Origin of the sequence: Nocardiopsis deserti (genome assembly GCF_008638355.1) — a bacterium.
GTDB lineage: Bacteria > Actinomycetota > Actinomycetes > Streptosporangiales > Streptosporangiaceae > Nocardiopsis > Nocardiopsis alborubida.
In genome coordinates this window covers 16,703-36,455 of sequence record NZ_VWVS01000017.1, presented here as the reverse complement: position 1 = coordinate 36,455, position 19,753 = coordinate 16,703, and the positions used below count along the sequence as shown (strand labels likewise).

Annotated in this window: 17 protein-coding genes and 1 pseudogene; 6 read left to right on the top strand and 12 right to left on the bottom strand. The window is 73.3% G+C overall.

All coding sequences use genetic code 11. From position 1 onward, the window contains the following. Positions 1-32: 32 nt before the first annotated feature. Positions 33-890 carry an SDR family oxidoreductase gene (locus FYW99_RS22985; protein WP_150254116.1) on the bottom strand — a complete coding sequence of 286 codons (858 nt, stop codon included), beginning with the start codon at positions 888-890 and terminating at the stop codon, positions 33-35. A 111-nt stretch (positions 891-1,001) separates the two neighbouring features. On the opposite strand from FYW99_RS22985, the gene FYW99_RS22980 reads away from it, so the two are divergent. Further along, complete coding sequence (locus tag FYW99_RS22980; protein ID WP_150254115.1) at positions 1,002-1,433, top strand: winged helix-turn-helix transcriptional regulator; 432 nt, start codon at positions 1,002-1,004, stop codon at positions 1,431-1,433. 27 nt (positions 1,434-1,460) lie between these two features. On the opposite strand, the gene FYW99_RS22975 is transcribed toward FYW99_RS22980, so the two are convergent. Further along, positions 1,461-2,228 (bottom strand): SDR family oxidoreductase, encoded by a 768-nt coding sequence (locus FYW99_RS22975; protein WP_150254114.1) that lies wholly within the window; start codon positions 2,226-2,228, stop codon positions 1,461-1,463. A 130-nt stretch (positions 2,229-2,358) separates the two neighbouring features. Here FYW99_RS22975 and FYW99_RS22970 point away from each other — a divergent pair, with 130 nt between their 5' ends. Next, positions 2,359-3,195: a helix-turn-helix transcriptional regulator gene (locus FYW99_RS22970; protein ID WP_150254113.1), complete on the top strand. Its 837-nt coding sequence runs from the start codon at positions 2,359-2,361 to the stop codon at positions 3,193-3,195. Between the two features lie 122 nt (positions 3,196-3,317). Here FYW99_RS22970 and FYW99_RS22965 read toward each other — a convergent pair whose 3' ends face one another. Continuing rightward, positions 3,318-4,805 (bottom strand): MDR family MFS transporter, encoded by a 1,488-nt coding sequence (locus FYW99_RS22965; protein WP_150254112.1) that lies wholly within the window; start codon positions 4,803-4,805, stop codon positions 3,318-3,320. Between the two features lie 337 nt (positions 4,806-5,142). After that, complete coding sequence (locus tag FYW99_RS22960; RefSeq protein WP_150254111.1) at positions 5,143-5,592, bottom strand: hypothetical protein; 450 nt, start codon at positions 5,590-5,592, stop codon at positions 5,143-5,145. A gap of 481 nt (positions 5,593-6,073) precedes the next feature. Between FYW99_RS22960 and FYW99_RS22955 the strand changes: the two genes are divergently transcribed. Then, the gene (locus FYW99_RS22955) at positions 6,074-7,099 is read left to right on the top strand and encodes a phosphotransferase family protein (protein ID WP_150254110.1); all 1,026 of its coding nucleotides are present in this window, start codon (positions 6,074-6,076) and stop codon (positions 7,097-7,099) included. 17 nt (positions 7,100-7,116) lie between these two features. Here FYW99_RS22955 and FYW99_RS22950 read toward each other — a convergent pair whose 3' ends face one another. From FYW99_RS22950 to FYW99_RS22920, 6 genes and pseudogenes are all read right to left on the bottom strand, one after another. Continuing rightward, on the bottom strand, positions 7,117-8,274 hold the full coding sequence (locus FYW99_RS22950; RefSeq protein ID WP_150254109.1) for a glycerol dehydrogenase: 1,158 nt from the start codon (positions 8,272-8,274) through the stop codon (positions 7,117-7,119). Positions 8,275-8,499: 225 nt separating this feature from the next. Next, entirely contained in the window at positions 8,500-9,990 is a 1,491-nt protein-coding gene (locus FYW99_RS22945) for an aminopeptidase P family protein (protein WP_150254108.1), read from the bottom strand. A 252-nt stretch (positions 9,991-10,242) separates the two neighbouring features. After that, complete coding sequence (locus FYW99_RS22940) at positions 10,243-10,779, bottom strand: GNAT family N-acetyltransferase (RefSeq protein ID WP_150254107.1); 537 nt, start codon at positions 10,777-10,779, stop codon at positions 10,243-10,245. 151 nt (positions 10,780-10,930) lie between these two features. After that, a pseudogene (locus FYW99_RS22935) lies at positions 10,931-11,155 on the bottom strand (hypothetical protein); the annotation flags it as partial. Positions 11,156-11,642: 487 nt separating this feature from the next. Beyond that, positions 11,643-12,959: an HNH endonuclease signature motif containing protein gene (locus FYW99_RS22930; protein ID WP_150254276.1), complete on the bottom strand. Its 1,317-nt coding sequence runs from the start codon at positions 12,957-12,959 to the stop codon at positions 11,643-11,645. Between the two features lie 698 nt (positions 12,960-13,657). Beyond that, a complete protein-coding gene (locus tag FYW99_RS22920; RefSeq protein ID WP_150254104.1) occupies positions 13,658-14,584 on the bottom strand; it encodes an oxygenase MpaB family protein in 927 nt (308 codons plus the stop codon). A gap of 208 nt (positions 14,585-14,792) precedes the next feature. Here FYW99_RS22920 and FYW99_RS22915 point away from each other — a divergent pair, with 208 nt between their 5' ends. Then, a complete protein-coding gene (locus FYW99_RS22915; RefSeq protein ID WP_150254103.1) occupies positions 14,793-15,515 on the top strand; it encodes a nuclear transport factor 2 family protein in 723 nt (240 codons plus the stop codon). Between the two features lie 81 nt (positions 15,516-15,596). On the opposite strand, the gene FYW99_RS22910 is transcribed toward FYW99_RS22915, so the two are convergent. After that, positions 15,597-16,298 carry a response regulator gene (locus FYW99_RS22910; protein WP_150254102.1) on the bottom strand — a complete coding sequence of 234 codons (702 nt, stop codon included), beginning with the start codon at positions 16,296-16,298 and terminating at the stop codon, positions 15,597-15,599. Beyond that, a complete protein-coding gene (locus FYW99_RS22905) occupies positions 16,265-17,653 on the bottom strand; it encodes a sensor histidine kinase (RefSeq protein WP_150254101.1) in 1,389 nt (462 codons plus the stop codon). Before FYW99_RS22905 ends, FYW99_RS22910 begins: the two co-directional genes overlap by 34 nt. 182 nt (positions 17,654-17,835) lie before the next feature. Between FYW99_RS22905 and purB the strand changes: the two genes are divergently transcribed. Continuing rightward, a complete protein-coding gene (gene purB, locus FYW99_RS22900; protein WP_150254100.1) occupies positions 17,836-19,266 on the top strand; it encodes an adenylosuccinate lyase in 1,431 nt (476 codons plus the stop codon). 198 nt (positions 19,267-19,464) lie between these two features. Next, positions 19,465-19,692 (top strand): histidine kinase, encoded by a 228-nt coding sequence (locus FYW99_RS22895; RefSeq protein ID WP_150254099.1) that lies wholly within the window; start codon positions 19,465-19,467, stop codon positions 19,690-19,692. The last annotated feature ends 61 nt before the right edge of the window (positions 19,693-19,753 follow it).

Here is a 19,753-nt window from a genome sequence, read left to right as displayed (position 1 = left end):
TCCCCTCCCGGGCGGAGGGGACGGGTCGCGGGTCAGAGCAGAGTGCGCAGGGTCTCGCCGACCGGGGTGGTCGGGCGTCCGATGAGGCGGGAGAGCTCGCCGGTGGTGTCGGACAGCTCCCCGTCGCGCGTGTTGGTGTCCAGCGCGGCCACGAAGCGCGCGGTGTCCTCGTCCAGTCCGGCCCCGGTCAGGGCAGCCACGTGCTCCTCCGTGGTCAGGTCGCGGTAGACGACCTCGCGGCCGAGCAGTTCGCCCAGGGTCGCGGCGAGGTCGTCGTAGGTCCACGCGGTGTCGCCGGCGAGCTCGTGGACGGCGCCCGCGTGCGCCGCCGGGTCGCGCAGCACGACGGAGGCGGCCTCGGCCAGGTCCCGGCGCGAGGCGCTGGCGGTGCGTCCCCGCCCGGCGCTGCCGACGAAGGCGCCGGTGGCGCGCGCCTGCTCCAGCTGCTGCGTGAAGTTCTCGTTGTACCAGCCGTTGCGCAGGATCGTGTACGCCAGGCCGGAGGCGGTGAGGAGCTCCTCGGTGGCCCTGTGCTCGGGTGCCAGGACCAGCGTGGTGTCGGTGGCCCTGGGCGCGCTGGTGTAGACGAGGTGTCCGACGCCGGCCTCCGCGGCGGCCTCGATCACGGCGCCGTGCTGGCGCACCCGCTCGCCGATCGCGGTGCCCGAGACCAGCAGGAGGGTGTCGGCTCCCTTGAAGGCCTCCCCGAGCGAGGCGGGGTCGTCGAAGTCCGCGCGGGCGGTGCGCACGCCCCGGCCGGCGAGGTCGGCCAGTCCGGCGGTGTCGCGCGCGGTGGCGGTGATCCGCTCCGCCGGGACGCCCCTGTCCAGGAGGTCCTCGACGACGAGGCGGCCGAGGTGGCCGGTGGCACCGGTGATGACGACGGACATGGGGACTTCCTTTCGCTGCGGCCGGGCGTTCCGGCCGTCCACGCGTCCCAACCCTCCCGCTCACTGACACATTCCAAAAGTCGGGTACCCACCTTTTGGTAAGTTGGTGCCATGAGCGTGCCATCCGGTTCCCCTGCCCCTCCCCGCGGGCAGGTCCTGTCCGCCGACTGCCCCTCCCGGCGGCTGCTGGCCGGTATCACCAGCAAGTGGGGGGTCCTCGTGCTGGTCTCCCTGTCCCGCGGGCCGCTGCGCTGGAGCGAGCTGCTGCGCACGATCGGCGGGATCAGCGAGAAGATGCTCGCCCAGACCCTGCGCACCTTCGAGGCCGACGGCCTGGTGCTGCGCGACGCCAGGCCGGTGGTGCCGCCCTACGTGGAGTACCGCCTCACCGGGGACGGCCGCGAGGTCACCGACCTGCTGCTGCCGATGGTGGAGTGGGTGCAGGACCACGTCGGCGACGGGCAGACCCCGTCCGCCGAACGGGACGGAGGCGACGGGCACGGCCCCTTTCGGGTCGGGGACCCCGCGAAGCCGCGCCCGTAGTCAGGTCCGCCCGCGTTCGGGCCCCGCTCAGCGCTGGGCGGCGGGCCGCACGATGATCTCGTTGACGTCCACGTCCGCGGGCTGGCCGAGGGCGAACGCGATCGCCCGGGCGATCGCGTCGGCGGACAGCGCGTTCCTGCGGTAGGTGCGCATCGCCTCCCGCGCGCCCGGGTCGGTGATGTGGTCCGCCAGTTCGCTCTCGACCACGCCCGGGGAGACCGTGGTCACCCTGATGCCCGGGTCGAGTTCGAGCCGCAGCCCCTCGGTGATCGCCCACGCGGCGAACTTGGTCCCCGAGTACACCGCCGACGTGGGCACGACCTCGTGCGCGCCGATCGAGGCGACGGTCACGAAGTGCCCCGAGCCCTGGCGCTGGAAGTGCGGGAGCGCCGCGGCCACACCGTGCAGCAGCCCCTTGACGTTGACGTCGACCATGCGGTCCCACTCGTCCACCAGCAGCGCGTCCATCCGGGACAGCGGCATGACCCCGGCGTTGTTGACGAGGGCGTCCACGCGCCCCTGTTCGCGCACGGTGGCGTCGAGCGCCTCCCGGACGCTGTCGGGGTCCGTGACGTCGAGGCTCCGGTGCTCGGCGCTGCCACCGGAGTCGCGGATGTCCCGGACGAGTGAGCGCAGGCGCTCCTCCCGCCTCGCCCCGAGCACCACGTGGTGCCCCTCGGCGGAGAGGCGCAGCGCCGCGGCCTCGCCGATCCCGCTGCTGGCCCCCGTCACGACGATCACCTTGCGGGCCGTCTCCCGCTCCTGGTCGCTCGTGGCCGTCATCTGGTCGTTCATGGCCGTCCTCCTCCTGGGTCGACTGGACTCACCCCAGTCTGGGCGGGCCGCCGCAGGCCAGGAAGACCGCGGTGTTCCTGGGTGGAGCGCACCCAGGAACACCGGGCCGCGAAGCCCTACCCTGGTCGTCATGGACTCCCCATCACTGGGCGACTACCTCCGGAGCGCACGCGCGCGGCTCACGCCGCGTGCGGTGGGCCTGCCCGTCCACGGACACCGCCGCGTCGCCGGGCTGCGGCGCGAGGAGGTGGCCCTGCTGGCCGGAATGAGCGCCGACTACTACACACGGCTGGAACAGGGCCGCGAGACCCGGCCCTCACCGCAGATCCTGGACGCGCTCGGACAGGCCCTGCACCTGGACGGCGACGGCCGCCTGCACCTGTACCGGCTCGCCGGGCTGGTCCCGCGGCCGGAGGCGCCCGCCCCCGCGGAGCGCGCCGACCCCTCGCTCCTCGGCCTCATGGACTCCTGGCACGACACCCCGGCGCTGGTCCTGGGCCGCGCCTACGACGTGCTGGCCTGCAACCCCCTGGCCGAGCGGCTCCTCCGGGGCTTCCCCTTCTCCCGGAACCTGGCGAGGGCGGTGTTCCTGGACCCCGGGTCCCGCGCGTTCTACCCCGACTGGCCGGCCGTCGCCGCGAACACGGTGGAGGGCCTGCGCCTGGCCGAGGGCGCCTGGCCCGACCACCCCCGCGTCCGCGAGGTCGTCGGGGAACTGGAGGCGCAGAGCCCCGACTTCGCCCGGCTGTGGCGGCGCAACGGCGTGCGCGGCAAGAGGCTGGAGACCAAGCGCTTCGCCCACCCGGAGGTGGGCCCGCTGGAGCTGAGCCTGCACGCCTTCGACGTGAGGTCGGCGCCGGGTCAGGAGCTGGTGGTCTACCACGCCGAACCGGGCTCGCCCAGCGCGCAGTCGCTGTCCCTGCTGGGCACGCTGGCGGCCGACGCGGTACGGCCCCGCACGTCGTAGTCGGGGGCCGGGACGGGCAGCCGATCGCGCGGGGAGGCGCCACGCCGAGAGGGGCGCCGGGGCGCCGGTCCGTGAAGACCGGTCCCCGACGCCCCTCTCCCGTGTCCGCGCCCCGCGACGTCCTAGTGGACGGCGGCGGGCGCGTCCTGCGGAGCGGCGGCCTGCGAGCGCCGCACCAGGAAGGTCAGCGCGAAGGCCACGACGGAGACCACCGCGCCGACCAGGAAGGCCGCGTGGACGCCGCCCGCCTGGGCGTTGACCCCGGTGAGCCCGTCGCTGAGCAGGCCCGCCGACGTGGCGGACATGATCGCGATGAAGATCGCCGTACCGGCCGCGCCCGCGACCTGCTGCACGGTGCCGACCACGGCGCTGCCGTGCGAGTACAGCTCGGGCCGCAGAGAACCCAGCGCGCCGGTGAGCAGCGGGGTGAACATGAAGCCGAGGCCGATGCTGAGCGTCACGTGGGCGGCGATGACGAAGCCGACCGGCGTCTGGGCGTCGAGCAGGGTCATGCCCCACAGCACCAGGGACACCAGCGCCGAGCCCGGGATGACCAGGGGGCGCGGACCGACGCGGTCGTAGAGGCGGCCGACCACCGGGGCGAGCAGACCCATGACCAGACCGCCGGGCAGCAGGGCCAGGCCGGTGACGAGCGTGTCGTGGCCCAGGACGTTCTGCATGTAGACCGGCAGCAGGATGAGGGTGCCGAACAGGGCCATGAAGCTGATCAGCACCAGGCCGATCGAGACGCAGAACTGCCTGGAGCGGAACACCCGCAGGTCCAGCAGGGCGCGGTCGTGGCGCTGGAGGCGCAGCTGGCGCCACACGAACAGCACCAGCGCGACGGCGCCGACCCCGATCGAGGCGACGGGCGGGACCACGGCGGTGGCCTCTCCCTCACCCAGGCCGGAGAAGCCGTAGACGAGCCCGCCGAAGGCCACCGCCGACACCAGGAGCGAGAGGACGTCGATGCTGGCGGGGCGCGGCTCGGTGACGTTGCGGATGAAGAGGGCGCCCAGGATCAGGCCCAGGACCGCGATGGGCAGGACGAGCCCGAACATCCACCGCCAGTCGAGCACGCTGAGGATGAGGCCCGCCAGGGTCGGGCCGACGGCGGGCGCGACCGACATGACGATGGAGATGTTGCCCATGGTGCGGCCGCGGCGGTCCGACGGGACCAGGTTCAGCACGGTGGTCATGAGCAGCGGCATCATGATCGCCGTTCCCGCCGCCTGGACCACGCGGCCCACGAGCAGGAAGCCGAAGCCGGGGGCGAGGAAGCACAGCAGCGTGCCGACGCTGAACAGCGTCATCGCGGTGATGAACACCTGGCGCACGTGGAAGCGCTGGAGCAGGAACCCGGTCGCAGGGATCACCACGGCCATCACGAGCATGAAGGCCGAGGTCAGCCACTGTCCGGTGGAGACGGAGATGCCGAGGTCACGGTTGAGCGCGGGCAGCGCCACGCCCATGATCGTCTCGTTCAGGATCACCACGAACGCCGAGACCAGGAGCAAGGGGATGATGAGGCGCCCCGCCCGCGCGCTCTTGTCGTCCTGCGGTGGGGCCGAAGCGGTCTCGGCCGTGGATGGAGTGGGCTGCCCGGTCACAGATGTCCTCAGGTTGTGGTGTTCGACAGGGTTCGTCCGGGGGTTCACGGAACCTCCCCAGAGCTACCCCAACGCTCCAGACCATGCGCCCGTTCCCGGAACAGCGGTGTGTTCTGGACCATAACCGCGACATCCGCGCAGCAAACCCGGTGCGGGCGCCCCCGTGCCGGTTCCGGGTTCGCGGCAGGCGGGGTGTGACCGGTGCGAACGACGGATTCAACCCGACCGGAAACAGAGTGTGACCGAAAACAGAATGTGATCGGAAACGGGGTGTGACTGGAGCGGGCGCCGGGCCCTGTCCGGCCTCAGGAGGGCTGTGACCGGAACGGGCCGCCCCTCAGTCTCGCGCGGAGCCGTCCGCGGACAGGCCCCGGCAGGCGGTGCGCGCGAGCGCGAGCGCGCAGGCGTCCTCCACGACACCGCCGATCCAGGCCGGGCGGCCCGTACCGCTCCAGTACTGCCGCCACCCCACCCCCGCCAGGGTGCCGACCGGCGCGGCCGCGGCGGCGAGGACGACGGCGAGCACGGGCGACGTGCCCGCTCCCCGGGCCAGCAGGGCGCCGCCGGTTCCCGCGCTCACCACCCTGGCCGTCAGGCTCGGCGCGGCGGTGCGGCTGGGGATGCCGGGGATCTTGTCCCCGGAGAACTCCCCGAGCGCGGCCAGCGCCATGAGCGCGCGCCGGCCCTTCCCCGCGGAGTGCCACAGCGGTGCGCCCCCGAGCGTGCTCCGCGACCCCGCGGCCAGCCCCAGCAGCAGCGCGCGGGCCGCGCCCGACGATGCGCCCATGTCCGTGTCCCTTCGTACGTCGGCCGCCGCACGCGGCCGGGTGCTATCCCGGCTATCCCGTTCGGCCCCCGCGAAACCTCGCGGAGGCGGGGCCAGCGGGCGCTCACGGCTTCCGGGACCGTCGGACCGGCCGGGTCTCCGGGGTGACCTCGGACGACGGCCGCGCGGACGCGTGCGCCTTCTCCTGGAACCCCTCCGGGAAAGCTGACCGGAAACGTTGACGGTGTGACGTGCGGGGTTCCCGCTCCGGTGGTCTTCCGGTCCTCGGCGGTGGTTTCGGCGCGGGGCGGCGCCCAGGTCAGCCGGACCGTCCCGGTGGGCGCGCGCCCGGTGGGCCTCGCGGCCACCTCCCACGGCGGCCGTCCCCGAGCAGTCCCACGGTTCGCCGCCCGCTGGCCGCTGACCGCTGACGACTGTCCGCGTCCGTCTGCCGACAGTCGTCAGCCGACGGCTTCAGGCCGAGGGGACCTAGGGTGTGGGCATGCCCCTCCCCTCCCCATCGACCGACCCCGACGACGCCCTCCTGGACGCGCTCGTGCGCGCGGCGTTCGGCGACGGCGCCCGCGTGCGCGAACGCGCGGTGCTCACCGGCGGCACCTACAACTCCGTACACCGCGTGGTCCTGGCCGACGGCCGCCGGTCGGTGCTCAAGCTCGCACCCCCCTCCGACCGGCCCCGGCTCACCTATGAACACGGCATCACGGCCACCGAGGCCATGGCCTACGCGCGGACCCGGCCCGTGTGCGGCCCGCTCGTGCCCGAGGTGCTGCACCTGGGCACCGTTCCCGGGGACCCGCACCGCGCGTACCTGTTCCTCAGCCACCTGCCCGGAGTCCCCCTGGACGGGGTCCGCTCCAGCCTGGCGCCGGAGCGGACCGCCCGTGTCCGCCGGGAGCTGGGACGGGCCGTGGCGGCGCTGCACACCGTCACCGGGAGCGGGTTCGGCTACCCGGGGCGGGACGGACTGCGCGCACCCACCTGGCCGGAGGCCTTCGGGGCGATGGTGGAGGCGGTGGTGGCCGACGCCGACCGGTTCGCGGTCGCGCTGCCCGGCGGCGGCGAGCGGATCCTGCGGCTGGTCTCGGCCAACCTCGCGCACCTGGCCCCGGTGCGCACGCCGGTGCTCGTCCACTTCGACCTGTGGGACGGCAACGTCCTGCTCACCGGGACCGGCGACGACGGGGGCGCGCCCCGCCTCAGCGGGATCATCGACGCCGAGCGCGCCTTCTGGGGCGACCCGGCGGCCGAGTTGGTGTCCCTGGCGCTCTTCGGAGACGTCCGCGAGGACACCGCGCTCCTGGCGGGCTACCGCGAGGCCGGGGGCCGCGTCGACCTCACCCCCGGCCTGCTGCGCAGGCTCGCCCTGTACCGGGTCTACCTGTACCTGGTCATGTTCACCGAGCTCACCCCACGCGGGCACGCCCCTGAGGCGGCGTCCCGGACCCGCGCGTTCCTGACCGGGCACCTGGAGGCCGACCTGGCCCGGCTGGCAGAGCCGGTGGACTGAAACGGCCTCCGGGGCGGTCAGTGGGCCCCGGGCGCCTGCGGCTCCCCGAGCCCGGCCTCGCGGCGGGCGCGACGGCCCACCGCCTCCACCGCGCGCAGAGCGTCGCGCACGTCCCGGGCCGAGGGCGTGAACGCCAGGTTGTGGATGGTCTCCTCCGGCGCGGTCGCCGCGGCCACGACCCGGTCGAGCACCTCGTCGTCCGCGTCGCCCAATCCCGCCTCGGTCAGGGTGGTCGGCAGGCCCACGCGGGCCGTGAACCGCGCGAACTCGTCCACCTCCGAGGCCGGGGCGCCCTCCAGCAGCAGCTGGGTGAGCGAGCCGATGTTGACCTTCTCCCCGTGGGCGAGGTGGTGCGTCTCGTCCACCGCCGTCAGCCCGTCGTGCACCGCGTGCGCGGCGGCCAGCCCGCCGGACTCGAAGCCCAGGCCGGACAGCAGCGTGGTGGCCTCCACGACGGCCTCCACATCCGGGGTCACCAGGCCGCGGTCCACCGCCTCCAGCGCGGGCAGGGACGACTCCCACAGGATGTCCCAGGACAGGCGCGCCAGGGTCGTGCCCGCACGGGTCGGCAGACCCTCCACCATGTTCGTGCTGTGCGCCCGCTCCACCGCGCGCGCCTCGATCCAGGTGGCGAGGGCGTCGCCGACCCCGGCGGCCAGGAACCGGGTGGGCGCCTCGGCCACGAACTGCGTGTCGACCACCACCAGCGCCGGGTTGCGGTCGTAGAAGCGGTAGGACTCGAACGCCCCGGACTCGGTGTAGACCACCGACAGCGCCGACGTGGGCGCGTCCGTGGAGGCCACCGTGGCCGCGCTGACCCACGGGACCCCCGTGTTGTCCCCCGCGGCCTTGGCGGTGTCGATCGCGGCCCCGCCGCCCAGGCCGATGACCACGTCGTGGCCCCCGTCCCGGATCGTCCCGGAGACGCGTTCGGCCTCGGCCCTGGTCGGAACGCCGCCGAAGCTCTCGAAGACCAGGGGCAGGTCCGCCTCGCGGAAGGAGGCGGTGAGGACGTCCTCGGTCAGTCCGCGGACGACCTCGTCGACCAGGACGAGCGGGCGGGAGCCGTGGTCGGAGACGAGCGGGCCCAGCCGGGCCAGGGCGCCCCGACCCTGGACGTAGCGCCCCGGCGAGGCGAAGACGCGCGGCCGGGTCCCGTGGGTGTGCTCTGCCATGGGGTGGAACCTCCTGGTTGGTGGATTTCCCTTCCCCTTCCCGCTGGCCGTGCACCGACCTGCCCAAACGTGCTGTGGCGAGGCATGGGCCACTCTTGGGCGCGGGAAGGGGCGGGCTCCGCCCTCACAGGCGCGCGCAACGCGTGGACGCCCTCCCCCGTTGCCCGGCACAGCAGGAACGGGACCGTCTCCGAGGAGGCGGTCCCGTCGTGTGTTCGGGGAGGGTCAGCGCGGCAGGCGCTCGGCCAGCCAGGCCTCCACCTCGGCGGAGGAGCGCGGCAGACCGGCCGACATGACCGTGCGGCCCTCCTCGGTGACCAGCACGTCGTCCTCGATGCGCACGCCGATGCCGCGCAGCTCCTCGGGGACGGTCAGGTCGTCGGGCTGGAAGTACAGGCCCGGCTCGACGGTGAGCACCATGCCCGGCTCCAGGTCCCCGTACAGGTGGACCTCCTGGCGCGAGACCGCGCAGTCGTGCACGTCCATGCCCAGCATGTGGCCGGTGCCGTGCAGGGTGTACCGGCGCTGCAGGCCCAGCTCCAGGACGCGCTCGACCGGGCCCTCCAGCAGGCCCCACTCGACGAGGCCCTCGGCCAGCACCCGCTGGGACGCCTCGTGGAAGGCCACGAACGGCCTGCCCGGGGCGACGGCGGCGATCCCGGCCTCCTGGGCGGCGTACACCAGGTCGTAGACGCGGCGCTGCACGTCGGTGAAGGTGCCCGACACCGGCATGGTGCGGGTGACGTCGGCGGTGTACAGCGTGGTGGTCTCCACGCCCGCGTCCAGCAGCAGCAGGTCGCCCTCGCGCACCGGGCCGTCGTTGCGGGTCCAGTGCAGGGTGGTGGCGTTGGCGCCGGAGGCCGCGATGGTGCCGTAGCCGACGTCGTTGCCCTCCACCCGGGCGCGGAGGAAGAACGTGCCCTCGATGAAGCGCTCGGAGGTGTCCTTGGCCTGCGGCAGCGCCTTGACGACGTCGCCGAAGCCGCGCACCGTGGCGTCCACGGCCAGCTGGAGCTGGGCGACCTCCCACTCGTCCTTGACCAGGCGGTGGTCGGCCAGCGTGACGGAGAGGTCCTCGTCGAGCTGGGCGTACTTGGCGCGGGCCTCCTCGTCGGCGTCGGCGCGCAGCCCGTCGACGATCGCGTCGAGCTCGGCGTCGTGGCCGCGCACGATGCGGGTGGTCGCACCGCCCGCGCGCAGCACGCCGGACAGCGTGGTCACGTCGGCGGTGGCCACGCCCAGCAGGTCGGCGGCCTCGGAGAGGCTGTTGCGGCGGCCGGTCCACAGCTCGCCGTAGCCGCCCAGCCAGAACTCGCCGTTGTCACGGTTGGAACGGGGCTTGAGGTAGAGGACCACGTCGTGCCCGCCCTCGGCGCGGGGCGTGAACACCAGGCAGCCGCCGTCGGAGGTGTCGCCGGTGAGGTAGGCGTAGTCGGTGGCCGCCCGGAACGGGTACTCGGTGTCGTTGGAGCGGGTGAGCAGCTGCCCGGCCGGGACGACCAGGCGGTCACCGGGGAAGGCCGCGCTGAGCGCGGCGCGACGGCGGGCGGTGTGCCCGGCCTGCTCCACCGGCTCCAGGTCGCGCCGCTCGGTGTCGGCCCACCCGGTGCTCATCCACGCGGCGAGCTCGTCGGAGACCGACTGCGCCTGCCCGTTCTTGCGGGGACTGAACACGGGGGCGTTCGTCTCGTCCTGGGGGCGCTGCTGCTCGCTCACGTCGTGCGTCTCCTCGTCGGATTCGGCGTAGCGGCCGCCTGTGGCGGCCCTGGCCACCCATCGTACGGGGAGGCTCCGAGGCGCGGCCGTTGCGCGGACATACCGGAAGCCATAACGCGCCCGGCCGTTCCGACGGCGGCACGGCGGGCCGCACCGGCGCCCGCCGGGCACGGCCGTGCACCGGCCGTGGGAGTCACTCCCGAGGGGAGCCCCCCGAGGGGAGCCCCTTCCGAGGGCCGGGCGTCCGCCGCCTCAGACGAGGTCCTGGGCGAAGGGGATGGCCGTGCGGTGGGGCAGCTCGTCGATGTCGGCCGGGTCCACCGGCCGGTAGCCGATCCGCGTGTAGAAGGCGACCGCCTCGGGCTGGGCGGGACCGGTGAACAACAGGACCCGGGTGTAGCCGAGGTCGCGGGCGGCCTCCTCCAGGGCGGTCATCACCCGGCTGGCCAGTCCGAGGCGGCGGTGGCGCCCCGAGGTCCAGACGCGCTTGAACTCGGCGGTGTCGGCCATGGCCGCCCGGTCCTTCTTGTAGGGGCGCACGGCCCCTCCGGCGACGATCTCCCCGTCCAGCTCGGCCAGCACCAGGCGGCCGTGGGGAGCGGCGAACTCGGTCACCGGATAGCGCGCGAGCTCACTGGCCGCGCCCTCGGCGCCGTAGCGCTCGGTGTACTCCTCCAGCAGCCCGGCGAGCAGTCCCCGCACCCGCGGGTCGTCGTGGCGCACGCGCAGCATGCGGACCGCACTGGTCCGCGAATCCGCCGCGACGCCTTCGGCACTGGTGTGGGTCACGCGTTCCTCCCGTGGCGGACGGGGCCTCCCGACGCCGTAGCGGCGTACGGTGCCCGGTTTCGCCGGAATACCCGGTTTCGCCGAAATACTACGTGCGGGATCACCGGACCCGTGACACGGGCCGTGCGCCCTGCCAGGTCGGCGCGGGCGGTCAGTCGGCGTTGGGCCCGTACCTGTTGTCGCGGTCCGCCGGGTCGTCGGGGTCGGCGATGCTGCCCAGGGCCGCGGCCACCGGCGGCAGGACCGACGCCACCGCGCACATGGCCACCGCCCACCCGGTGCCGAACAGGTAGTAGACGGGCAGCGCTCCGGCGAACAGGAGCAGACACACTCCCATGACGAGGCTGTACTGGCGTACGCGGCGCTTCACGGCTGGCTCCCTTCCCTTCGGGAACTGCCTCCACGTTACTCAGGCGCGGTGTTCTCGTATGGGCCCAGGGGACCCAACGCGGTCACCCAAGTGCCCAGTGCCGAGGTCTGCGGTACCGGAGTGCGCGGTACCAGAGTGTGCGGTACCGGAGCGCGCGATCAACGCCCGGGGTTCGGGGGTGGTGGAGGTGTGCTGCGGTGGCAGCGAAGGCAGCGGGTATCTGGGGACTCCGCCCAACGCCCCACCCGCTGATGATGGCCGAGGCAGCGGCACCAGCTGCCGCGTGGTGGTGCGGGAGGGCGGTCAACGCTTGGCGTTCGGGGGTGGTGGGGCTTTGCTGCGTTGGCACCAAAGGCGAGCGGTCCCTCCGGCCTCGGGCAGCGGTGCCGACCCCCGGTGGTGGGGGTGGGCGACGGTGGCAGCGACGACGGTGGGTGTGGGGCGCGGGCTGCGTGTCGGGCGCGGGCATGCCAGGGCTCGGCACGGCCGGGGGTCATTCCCGGGGCGGTGGGTCCGGGTCCCCGTCGGGCGGGTGCCCTCGCTCCCGTCCTCGCGTTCCGGCACGGGCTTGGTGGTGTTGCTGGTGTGTGCGCAGTTCGCGTTGGTACTTGGCCCGGTTGTGCGGCCCGCACAACGGTTGCAGGTTCGCCACCACCGTGCGCCCGCCCCGGGAGAACGAGGTGACGTGGTCGGCCTGGCAGAACGAGACCGGCACCTCGCACCCGCCCGGGTGCGCACACGTGGCATGCCCGTGGAAGGCCGCCGTGCGCTGTCGGGCTGAGGCCAACCGTCGGCTGTGACCCACATCCAGCACCTGGCCGGTGGGCGGTGCGGTGAGCATCCGCACCACCTCAGCGTCCCCCGCGAGTTCGTGCACCACCCCGGCCGGAACCACCCGGCCGCGCTCGTCCAGAGCGGGCCTCTCCTGGCCCTGAGCGTCCAGGTAGGTCTGCACCGGTACGACGATGCGGATCTGTACCAACGGGGCAGGGGCGTTGTCGCATCCGGTGTGGGTGGTGGCAAAGCGCAGTGCCGCGATGAGCGCGTCATGCTCACGCTGGGACCGGGTACGGGTGTCGTCCTCACTCGGTGGGGTGGTGAAGGTGTCGATGGCCGCGCGCACGATCAACGCGTCCCCGACCCCGCCCCAGGCCTGCAACTGGTAGCTGCCCTGAAACGTGTCGTGCACGCTCAGGCCACGCCCAGCGTGAGCGGCCTCGTGGTCGCGGTCCAGGCGGTGCGGGTCCATACGGTAGGCGACCTGACGGGCCACCGACCGAAGCTGGTTCACCGACAACGCAGGCCGCTCCCTCTTGGCGGCCACCAGAGCGGACTCAAATCCTTGGCGGTATTCCGCCTCGTCGGGGAAATGCTGGGCGTCGCGGGTCTGGACGGCTGTGTCGGTGGCCTTGGCAATCGCCACCGCCTCACCCAACGCCACCGTGCCCTCAGCCACCGCTTGAGTGGTGGCAGGCAGCGTCTCCTCATGCACGTGCTGGGCCAAACGCGCCAAATCCTTCGCCTGACCGGTAGGCATCTTGCCGTGGTGAACCAGCCACTTGTCCAACGTGGAGTAACCGCTGTAGCGGGCCACCTCACCCCGCGCGTACAAACCCGCCATCCGCGCCAGCGCCTGGTAGCGGAGCTGGTCCAGCTGCGCCCACAGGGCGGCGACTTCCTCAGCCGCACTCTCGTCCGCCCCCGGCGGCAGTTCCCCGCTCCACGCCTGGTCGATGATCTCGCGCGCACCGGCCAGCGCGGCCACGACCGGGGAGCACTCCCCGGGGGCCACGTCGGGCGCTGCAAGCATCATCTCCATACCTCTTATTATAAGCCAGTGCCCGCCATTGTTCCACTATTCACAGCCTCGAATTCCCCGCCTTTTCGTCTTTCTTTCCCGAGGTCCGCCCCTGACTGGAAATCCACAATTAGGGAGGACCAAAAGGCACCCAAAAATGCGCGGCCGAAACGATCGCTCGCCGCTGGTGCCACCGTCGCCCGCCTCGACCACAGGAGCCAAGAGCGCTATCCGAGGCTGGAGGGTTCGCCTGTCGTTGGTGCCGACGCAGCAGAGCCCAACCCCCCGAACGCTGGGCGTTGGTCGCCCTCCGTCAGTGGCTCCCGCCGTTGGTGCCGCTGTTCGTCGGACACCCCCGCCCCCGCCGGACGCTGACCGTTTCTCCGCATCCCCGCGCCCTTGCGCGGCAGCAGGCGCGCTTTCGTTGCCGCCAACAACCCCTGGCAGGAATGGCGTAGGGAGGGGCCCTGTTGGCGGCCCCTCCCTACCCCTCAATTCCTTGTTCTTTTCCGCCGTTGGCCGGTTGAGGGATTCTTTTCCTGTTGTCGGCCGGTTGAGGGCATGCCGAAACGCACGTGGGTGGGATCCCCCCTATTTCCAGGAAACCACCCCCGCCCCATCCCGGAACACCCCCAACCACCACCTGTGGAAAACGTGGCCGCCCGCAGCAAACAACGCCTACGACCACTGACTCAGGACATGTCATCCCATCAACGGTCTACAGGTTGCACGGAAGCGGATGCGGGCGCCCGGAAGAGGGTGCGGGCGCGCATCGCCCGGAACCCGTTCTCGACCTCGTACCCGGCCTCCAGCAGCCGCTGCCTGGCCTCCTCAGCGCTGCGCACGGTGGACTCGTCGAAGACGAGGTTGTAGTAGCGCTCGGGCACCCGGTTGAGTACCGCGCGCAGGGCCCGCAGCGACGCGGTGGCCGCCGCGTCCCCGCCGGGCATCTCGGGCAGGACCCCGTAGGCGCGGCGCGCCCACGCGGGCAGGGTGGCGTAGGACAGGGCTCCGACCGGGAACCACAGGGGCTTGAGCGGGGCCAGCCAGGACAGGCGCTCGGGCACCTTGGGCCACAGCAGGAAGCGCACCGCCTGCCGGGCCTCGGGGGTGGCGCGCAGAACGGGCCGGACCGAGGCCAGGTAGCGGCGCAGGTCGGCGACCGAGCGCGGCACGTCCTCGCGCGACAGGCCCACGTAGGCGGCGGTGTGCGACTGCTCGTCGAGGTAGCGGTCCGCGTCGCGGGCGGTCAGCGCGACGCCCGCGCGCACGGCGTTCTCCAGGTAGGAGGAGACCTCCGCGCAGTGCACCCACACCAGCAGGTCGTGCTGGTCGACCCGGTGGAGGCGGCCGCTGGCCGGGTCGGTGAAGGACAGCGCGCGGTGCACCCGGCGGATTCGCTCGCCGAGCGCGTCCGCCTCGGCGGGGCTGCCGTAGGTGGTGACGGCCACGAAGTGGGCGGTGCGCATCAGGCGGCCGGTGGGGTCGGAGCGAAAGTCCGAGCGCTGCCACACCCCCTGCATGGCCACGGGGTGCAGGGCCTGGAGCATGAGGGCGCGCACGCCCGCCACCCACATCGACCGGTCCAGGTGGATCTTCCAGGTGACGCTCTCGGGGGCGGCGACGGTCGGCTGCATCCGGTCTCCTGCGGGCTGCGGGGGGAGTTCGCACCGTGACGGTTCTGCACCTCCACGATAGGTCCGGTGCTCCCCCGCCTCCCGGCGGGTCCGCGACTCGGCCGACTCGTGACCGGGCCTTGGGCGAACCGGGGGACGACCCAGGAGCAGTCTGGGTGGTGGGACCGCCCGATCCGCGGGCGGTCACCGGGAGCCGAGGAGGCGAGCCATGTCCGCCCCACCCCAGGCCCACCCGTCCTTCGACACCGACCGGTACGTCCGTGCCGTGGAGTCGGCCGACGCCGAGGCGATGGCGGCCCAGTACAGCGACGACGCCCGGATGGAGATGATCGACCGGCGGACCCCTCCCAGCGCCCCGACGGTCCTGCGCGGCAGGGAGGAGATCGGGCAGGCCCTGCGGGACGTCTGTTCGAGCGAGATGACCCATGAGGTGCTCCGGTGCGTGTCCGACGGCGAGCACGTCGCCGTCACCGAGCGGTGCACCTACCCCGACGGCGGCAAGGTCATGAGCATGGCCATGCTGGACCTGCGGGACGGGCGCATCGTGCACGAGTCCGTGGTCCAGGCCTGGGACGAGGGGTCCGTGGACACCCTCCAGGGGGCCCGGTTCGACGGGGCCGAGCAGACCCAGGAGTTCGAGCGGGGGCGTATGGACGTCGTCCGCGTCGGCGGACGGGCGGTCACGCGCCTGACCCTGAGGCCCGGCTGGCGCTGGTCCGAGCACCTGCGGCCCCTCCAGGGCACGGACAGCTGCATGAGGACCCACTGCGGCTACGTGGTCTCGGGCACCCTGGCCTGCCGCATGGACGACGGAACCGAGCGCGAGTTCGGGCGGGGCGACGTCGTCTTCATCCCTCCCGGGCACGACGGCTGGGTCGTGGGCGAGGAGACCGCCGTCATGATCGACTGGTGCGCGGCCGAGTCCGACTGAGCACCCAGCACCGTCGGTGACCGTGCCGGTCGGAGCGGTCACCGGCGGTGCCGTCCCCGCCGTGCGGGGAACGGCCCCGGCTCAGGCGGGGCGGCCGCGCAGGTAGGCCAGGACCGCCTGGACGCGGCGGTGCACCCCGTCGTCCTGGGGCAGGTCGAGCTTGGCCAGGATGTTGCCCACGTGCTTGCCTACGGCGGCGTCGCTGACCACCAGCTGGCGGGCGATCGCCCCGTTGGAGCGGCCCTCGGCCATCAGGGCGAGGACCTCGCGCTCGCGCGGGGTCAGGCGCTCCAGCGGGTCGGCGCGGCGGCGCAGCAGCTGGCGGACCACCTCGGGGTCGACGAAGGTCGCACCGTCCACCACCCGGCGCAGCACGGAGGCGAACTCGCGGACGTCGCCCACCCTCTGCTTGAGCAGGTAGCCCACGCCCTGGCCGTTCCCGGAGTCGAGCAGGTCGGTGGCGTAACTCAGCTCCACGTACTGGCTCAGCGCGACCACCGCCAGACCGGGGCGCTCGCGGCGCAGCCGGACGGCGGCCCGCAGCCCCTCGTCGGTGAAGTCGGGCGGCATGCGGATGTCGGTGACCACGAGGCCGGGCTCGTGCTCGGCGACGGCCGACACCAGCGCCTCGGCGTCACCGACCGAGGCCACGACGGGGAAGCCGAAGCGCTCCAGGATTCCGAGCAGGCCCTCTCTGAGCAGGACGCCGTCCTCGGCCAGGACGGTGGGGACCGGGGGCGTGTCGGGGATCACACCAGCGGTGTCGGGGGAACGGGGCCGCACGGAAGCTCCACTCGGATTCGGGTAGGTCCACCCTCGGGGCTGGACAGCTCCATTGTGCCGCCCATGACGGCGACGCGGTCCTTGAGGCCGGTGAGCCCGGACCCGCGGGCGGGGTCGGCGCCGCCCGCGCCGTAGTCCGTGACCTCGACCACCAGGGTGTCGGCGCGGCCCGGTGCACCGGGGGCCGTGCTGGCGTGCACGGTGGCGGCGTTGGCCTCGGTGTGCTTGCAGACGTTGGTGAGGGCCTCAGCGACCACGAAGTAGGCGGTGCCCTCCACGTGGGCGGGCAGGCGTCCGCCGAGCCGCGCGTGCACCGTCACGGGCACGGGGCAGCGGTCGGCCAGCTCCTCCAGGGCGGCGGACAGGCCCCGGTCGGTGAGGACCCGGGGGTGGATGCCGCGCACCAGCTCGCGCAGCTCGGTGATGAGTTCGTCGGCCTTGGTCTGGGCGGCGACCACGCGCTGGTCGGCCTCGCTGCCCTCCTCCAGGTCCAGGCGGGCCACGCCCAGGTCCATGGACAGGGCGACGAGCCGCTGCTGGGCGCCGTCGTGCAGGTCGCGCTCGATGCGGCGGCGCTCGTACTCGAAGGCGTTGACCAGGCGGGCCCGCGATTCGGTGACCTGGTTGAGTTCGGCGTGCAGGACCCCCTTGGGCGGGCCGACCAGCAGGGTGCGGGCCAGCAGGGAGTGCAGGCACGCCAGTGCCGCGGACACGTAGAGCAGGGCGACCAGCAGCGGCGGGGCCAGGAGGGTGTAGGGCGCCGCCTCGGCGCTGGAGGTGAGCGTCACGGGGCCGAGGTCGACGACGGAGCCGGGGACGTCGTCGAGGAGGAACGGTCCGGACACCAGGATGATCACGAGCATCAGGAGGAAGCCCGTGAGCATGCCGGTGACCCCGGCCAGGGGGAGCATCAGCCCCGCGTAGACCACCTCCCGCCAGGTGGCGGCCTCGGTGTAGCGGGTGCGCGCCCACCCCCACAGCCCGGGGACCGGCTCGCGGTGTCCGCTCCCCCGGGGGCCGTCCCCGACCAGGCCCAGGCGCCAGCGCTCCAGCGTGCCCAGGGGGATGGCGACCAGCGGGCCGAACAGGAACGTGAACACCAGGCCCAGGGCCAGCACCAGCACGATCCCGGCGTAGTCGGCGGAGACCTGGATCCCTCCGGTCCACGCCATGAACAGCGCCACCCAGGGGGCCAGGACGGGAGAGGCGGCGAAGAACAGGGCGAAGGCCACCAGGGCGGTGCTGCCGCTGTAGGCGAGGCCCCGCCAGGGCCAGGAGGTGAGCAGGAAACGCCGTGTCCCGAGTGCCTGGAACAGGGTGCGCGGCGCGCTTGGGGACTCCACGGAAGTGGTCATGGCCCAACGTTAGGCAGACCCGGCCCAGGCGGGAATCAGCTGTGCCACCGGGTCGGGGGTGGGGCTGGCCCTACCCCCCGGGCAACCGGGGCCCCGGCGCGGAGGGTCCTGGGAGGGGGCCCGGGCCTTCGGGGGGAGTGGCCGCGCGTGCGCCGCAGCTCAGGACGATAGGGTCGGACGACGTGAGTGCGAAACCGCTGATCCCTGATGTCCTGGCTGCCCGCTACGCGTCCGCGGAGCTGACCCGGCTGTGGTCCCCCGAGTACAAGGTGGTCGCCGAGCGGCGGCTGTGGCTGGCCGTGCTGCGCGCCCAGGCGCGTCTGGGCGTGGACGTCCCCGCCGGTGTGGTCGAGGACTACGAGAAGGTCCTGGAGCAGGTGGACCTGGCCTCCATCGCCGAGCGCGAGCGGGTCACCCGCCACGACGTGAAGGCCCGTATCGAGGAGTTCAACGCCCTCGCCGGGCACGAGCACGTGCACAAGGGCATGACCTCGCGCGACCTGACCGAGAACGTCGAGCAGCTCCAGGTGCGCGACAGCCTGCTGCTGGCGCGCGACCGGGTGGTGGCGCTGCTGGCCCGGCTGGGGAGGCTGTCGGCCGAGTACGGCGGGACGGTGATGGCGGGCCGCTCCCACAACGTGGCGGCGCAGGCCACGACGCTCGGCAAGCGGTTCGCGTCGATCGCCGACGAGGTGCTGGTCGCCCACGGGCGGCTGGAGGAGCTCATCTCCCGCTACCCGCTGCGCGGGATCAAGGGCCCGGTGGGCACCGCGCAGGACATGCTGGACCTGCTGGGCGGGGACCGCGCCGCGCTCACCGCGCTGGAGGACGAGGTGGCCTCCCACCTCGGGTTCGAGCAGCGGTTCACCAGCGTGGGCCAGGTCTACCCGCGTTCGCTGGACTTCGAGGTGCTGACCGCGCTGGTGCAGCTGGCCGCCGGTCCCTCGTCGCTGGCCAAGACCATCCGCCTGATGGCCGGGCACGAGCTGGTCACCGAGGGGTTCGCCGAGGGCCAGGTGGGTTCCTCGGCCATGCCGCACAAGATGAACACGCGCTCCTGCGAGCGGGTCAACGGGCTGACCGTGGTCCTGCGCGGATACGCGTCCATGGCCGGTGAGCTGGCCGGGGACCAGTGGAACGAGGGCGACGTGTCCTGCTCGGTGGTGCGCCGGGTGGCCCTGCCGGACGCGTTCTTCGCCTTCGACGGGCTGGTCGAGACGATGCTGACGGTGCTGGACGAGTTCGGCGCCTTCCCCGCGGTGGTCTCCGCCGAGCTCGACCGCTACCTGCCGTTCCTGGCCACGACCAAGATGCTCATGGCCGCGGTGCGCGCCGGGGTGGGCCGCGAGACCGCCCACGAGCTGATCAAGGAGCACGCCGTGGGCTCGGCCCTGGCCATGCGCCAGGAGGGCGTGGGCAACCGGCTGCTGGACCGCCTGGCCGGGGACGGGCGCTTCCCGCTGGACCGCGCGGAGCTGGACGCGCTGCTGGCCGACCGGATCACCTTCACCGGCGCCGCCGCCGACCAGGTGGCCGCCGTGGTGGGGCGGATCGACCAGATCGTGGCCGCGCACCCGGAGGCGGCCGCCTACTCCCCCGGTTCGATCCTGTAGGGGCTTCGGGCCTGTGCGGCAGGGGCTCGGGACGGTGCCGCGGCGCCGTTCCGAGCCCCTCGTCGTGTGCGCGTGCGTGCGGACGTGCGGCGACGCGTGTATGACGCAGTTCACTGCCGCTGGCAATCGGCCTGAAAGTTAACCCCTATTACGGTTGTGCTGTCGGCACGCCCAACCCCCGATCCCCTCGGAGCACCCATGATCGACCCCGAATCCTTCGGTACCGCGCTGTGGACCGTGCTGATCGTCGCCGCGGTCGTCATCGCCTTCGGGTTGGCCGCCCTGTCGGACATGGCCATGCGCCGCCGCGAGGACCGTGCCGCGCGCTCCGCCGCCGTGCGCGGCACCCCCGTCACGGCGCGCACGGGCGAGCGGGACCGGGTGAACGGGAGCGGGCCCGCCGGAGGCGGGGGCTCCCGCGCCTGAGACCGGCTCCGCTCGCGCGGAGGGCGGTGCCCCCGGCCCCGCCCGGCCTCCGGTGACGACG

What these genes read in the sequence shown, in the direction of transcription:
- FYW99_RS22985 (WP_150254116.1), bottom strand. Translation starts at nt 890, where the DNA reads ATGTCCGTCGTCATCACCGGTGCCACCGGCCACCTCGGCCGCCTCGTC.
- FYW99_RS22980 (WP_150254115.1), top strand. Translation starts at nt 1,002, where the DNA reads ATGAGCGTGCCATCCGGTTCCCCTGCCCCTCCCCGCGGGCAGGTCCTG.
- FYW99_RS22975 (WP_150254114.1), bottom strand. Translation starts at nt 2,228, where the DNA reads ATGAACGACCAGATGACGGCCACGAGCGACCAGGAGCGGGAGACGGCC.
- FYW99_RS22970 (WP_150254113.1), top strand. Translation starts at nt 2,359, where the DNA reads ATGGACTCCCCATCACTGGGCGACTACCTCCGGAGCGCACGCGCGCGG.
- FYW99_RS22960 (WP_150254111.1), bottom strand. Translation starts at nt 5,592, where the DNA reads ATGGGCGCATCGTCGGGCGCGGCCCGCGCGCTGCTGCTGGGGCTGGCC.
- FYW99_RS22955 (WP_150254110.1), top strand. Translation starts at nt 6,074, where the DNA reads ATGCCCCTCCCCTCCCCATCGACCGACCCCGACGACGCCCTCCTGGAC.
- FYW99_RS22950 (WP_150254109.1), bottom strand. Translation starts at nt 8,274, where the DNA reads ATGGCAGAGCACACCCACGGGACCCGGCCGCGCGTCTTCGCCTCGCCG.
- FYW99_RS22930 (WP_150254276.1), bottom strand. Translation starts at nt 12,959, where the DNA reads ATGCTTGCAGCGCCCGACGTGGCCCCCGGGGAGTGCTCCCCGGTCGTG.
- FYW99_RS22920 (WP_150254104.1), bottom strand. Translation starts at nt 14,584, where the DNA reads ATGCAGCCGACCGTCGCCGCCCCCGAGAGCGTCACCTGGAAGATCCAC.
- FYW99_RS22915 (WP_150254103.1), top strand. Translation starts at nt 14,793, where the DNA reads ATGTCCGCCCCACCCCAGGCCCACCCGTCCTTCGACACCGACCGGTAC.
- FYW99_RS22905 (WP_150254101.1), bottom strand. Translation starts at nt 17,653, where the DNA reads ATGACCACTTCCGTGGAGTCCCCAAGCGCGCCGCGCACCCTGTTCCAG.
- FYW99_RS22895 (WP_150254099.1), top strand. Translation starts at nt 19,465, where the DNA reads ATGATCGACCCCGAATCCTTCGGTACCGCGCTGTGGACCGTGCTGATC.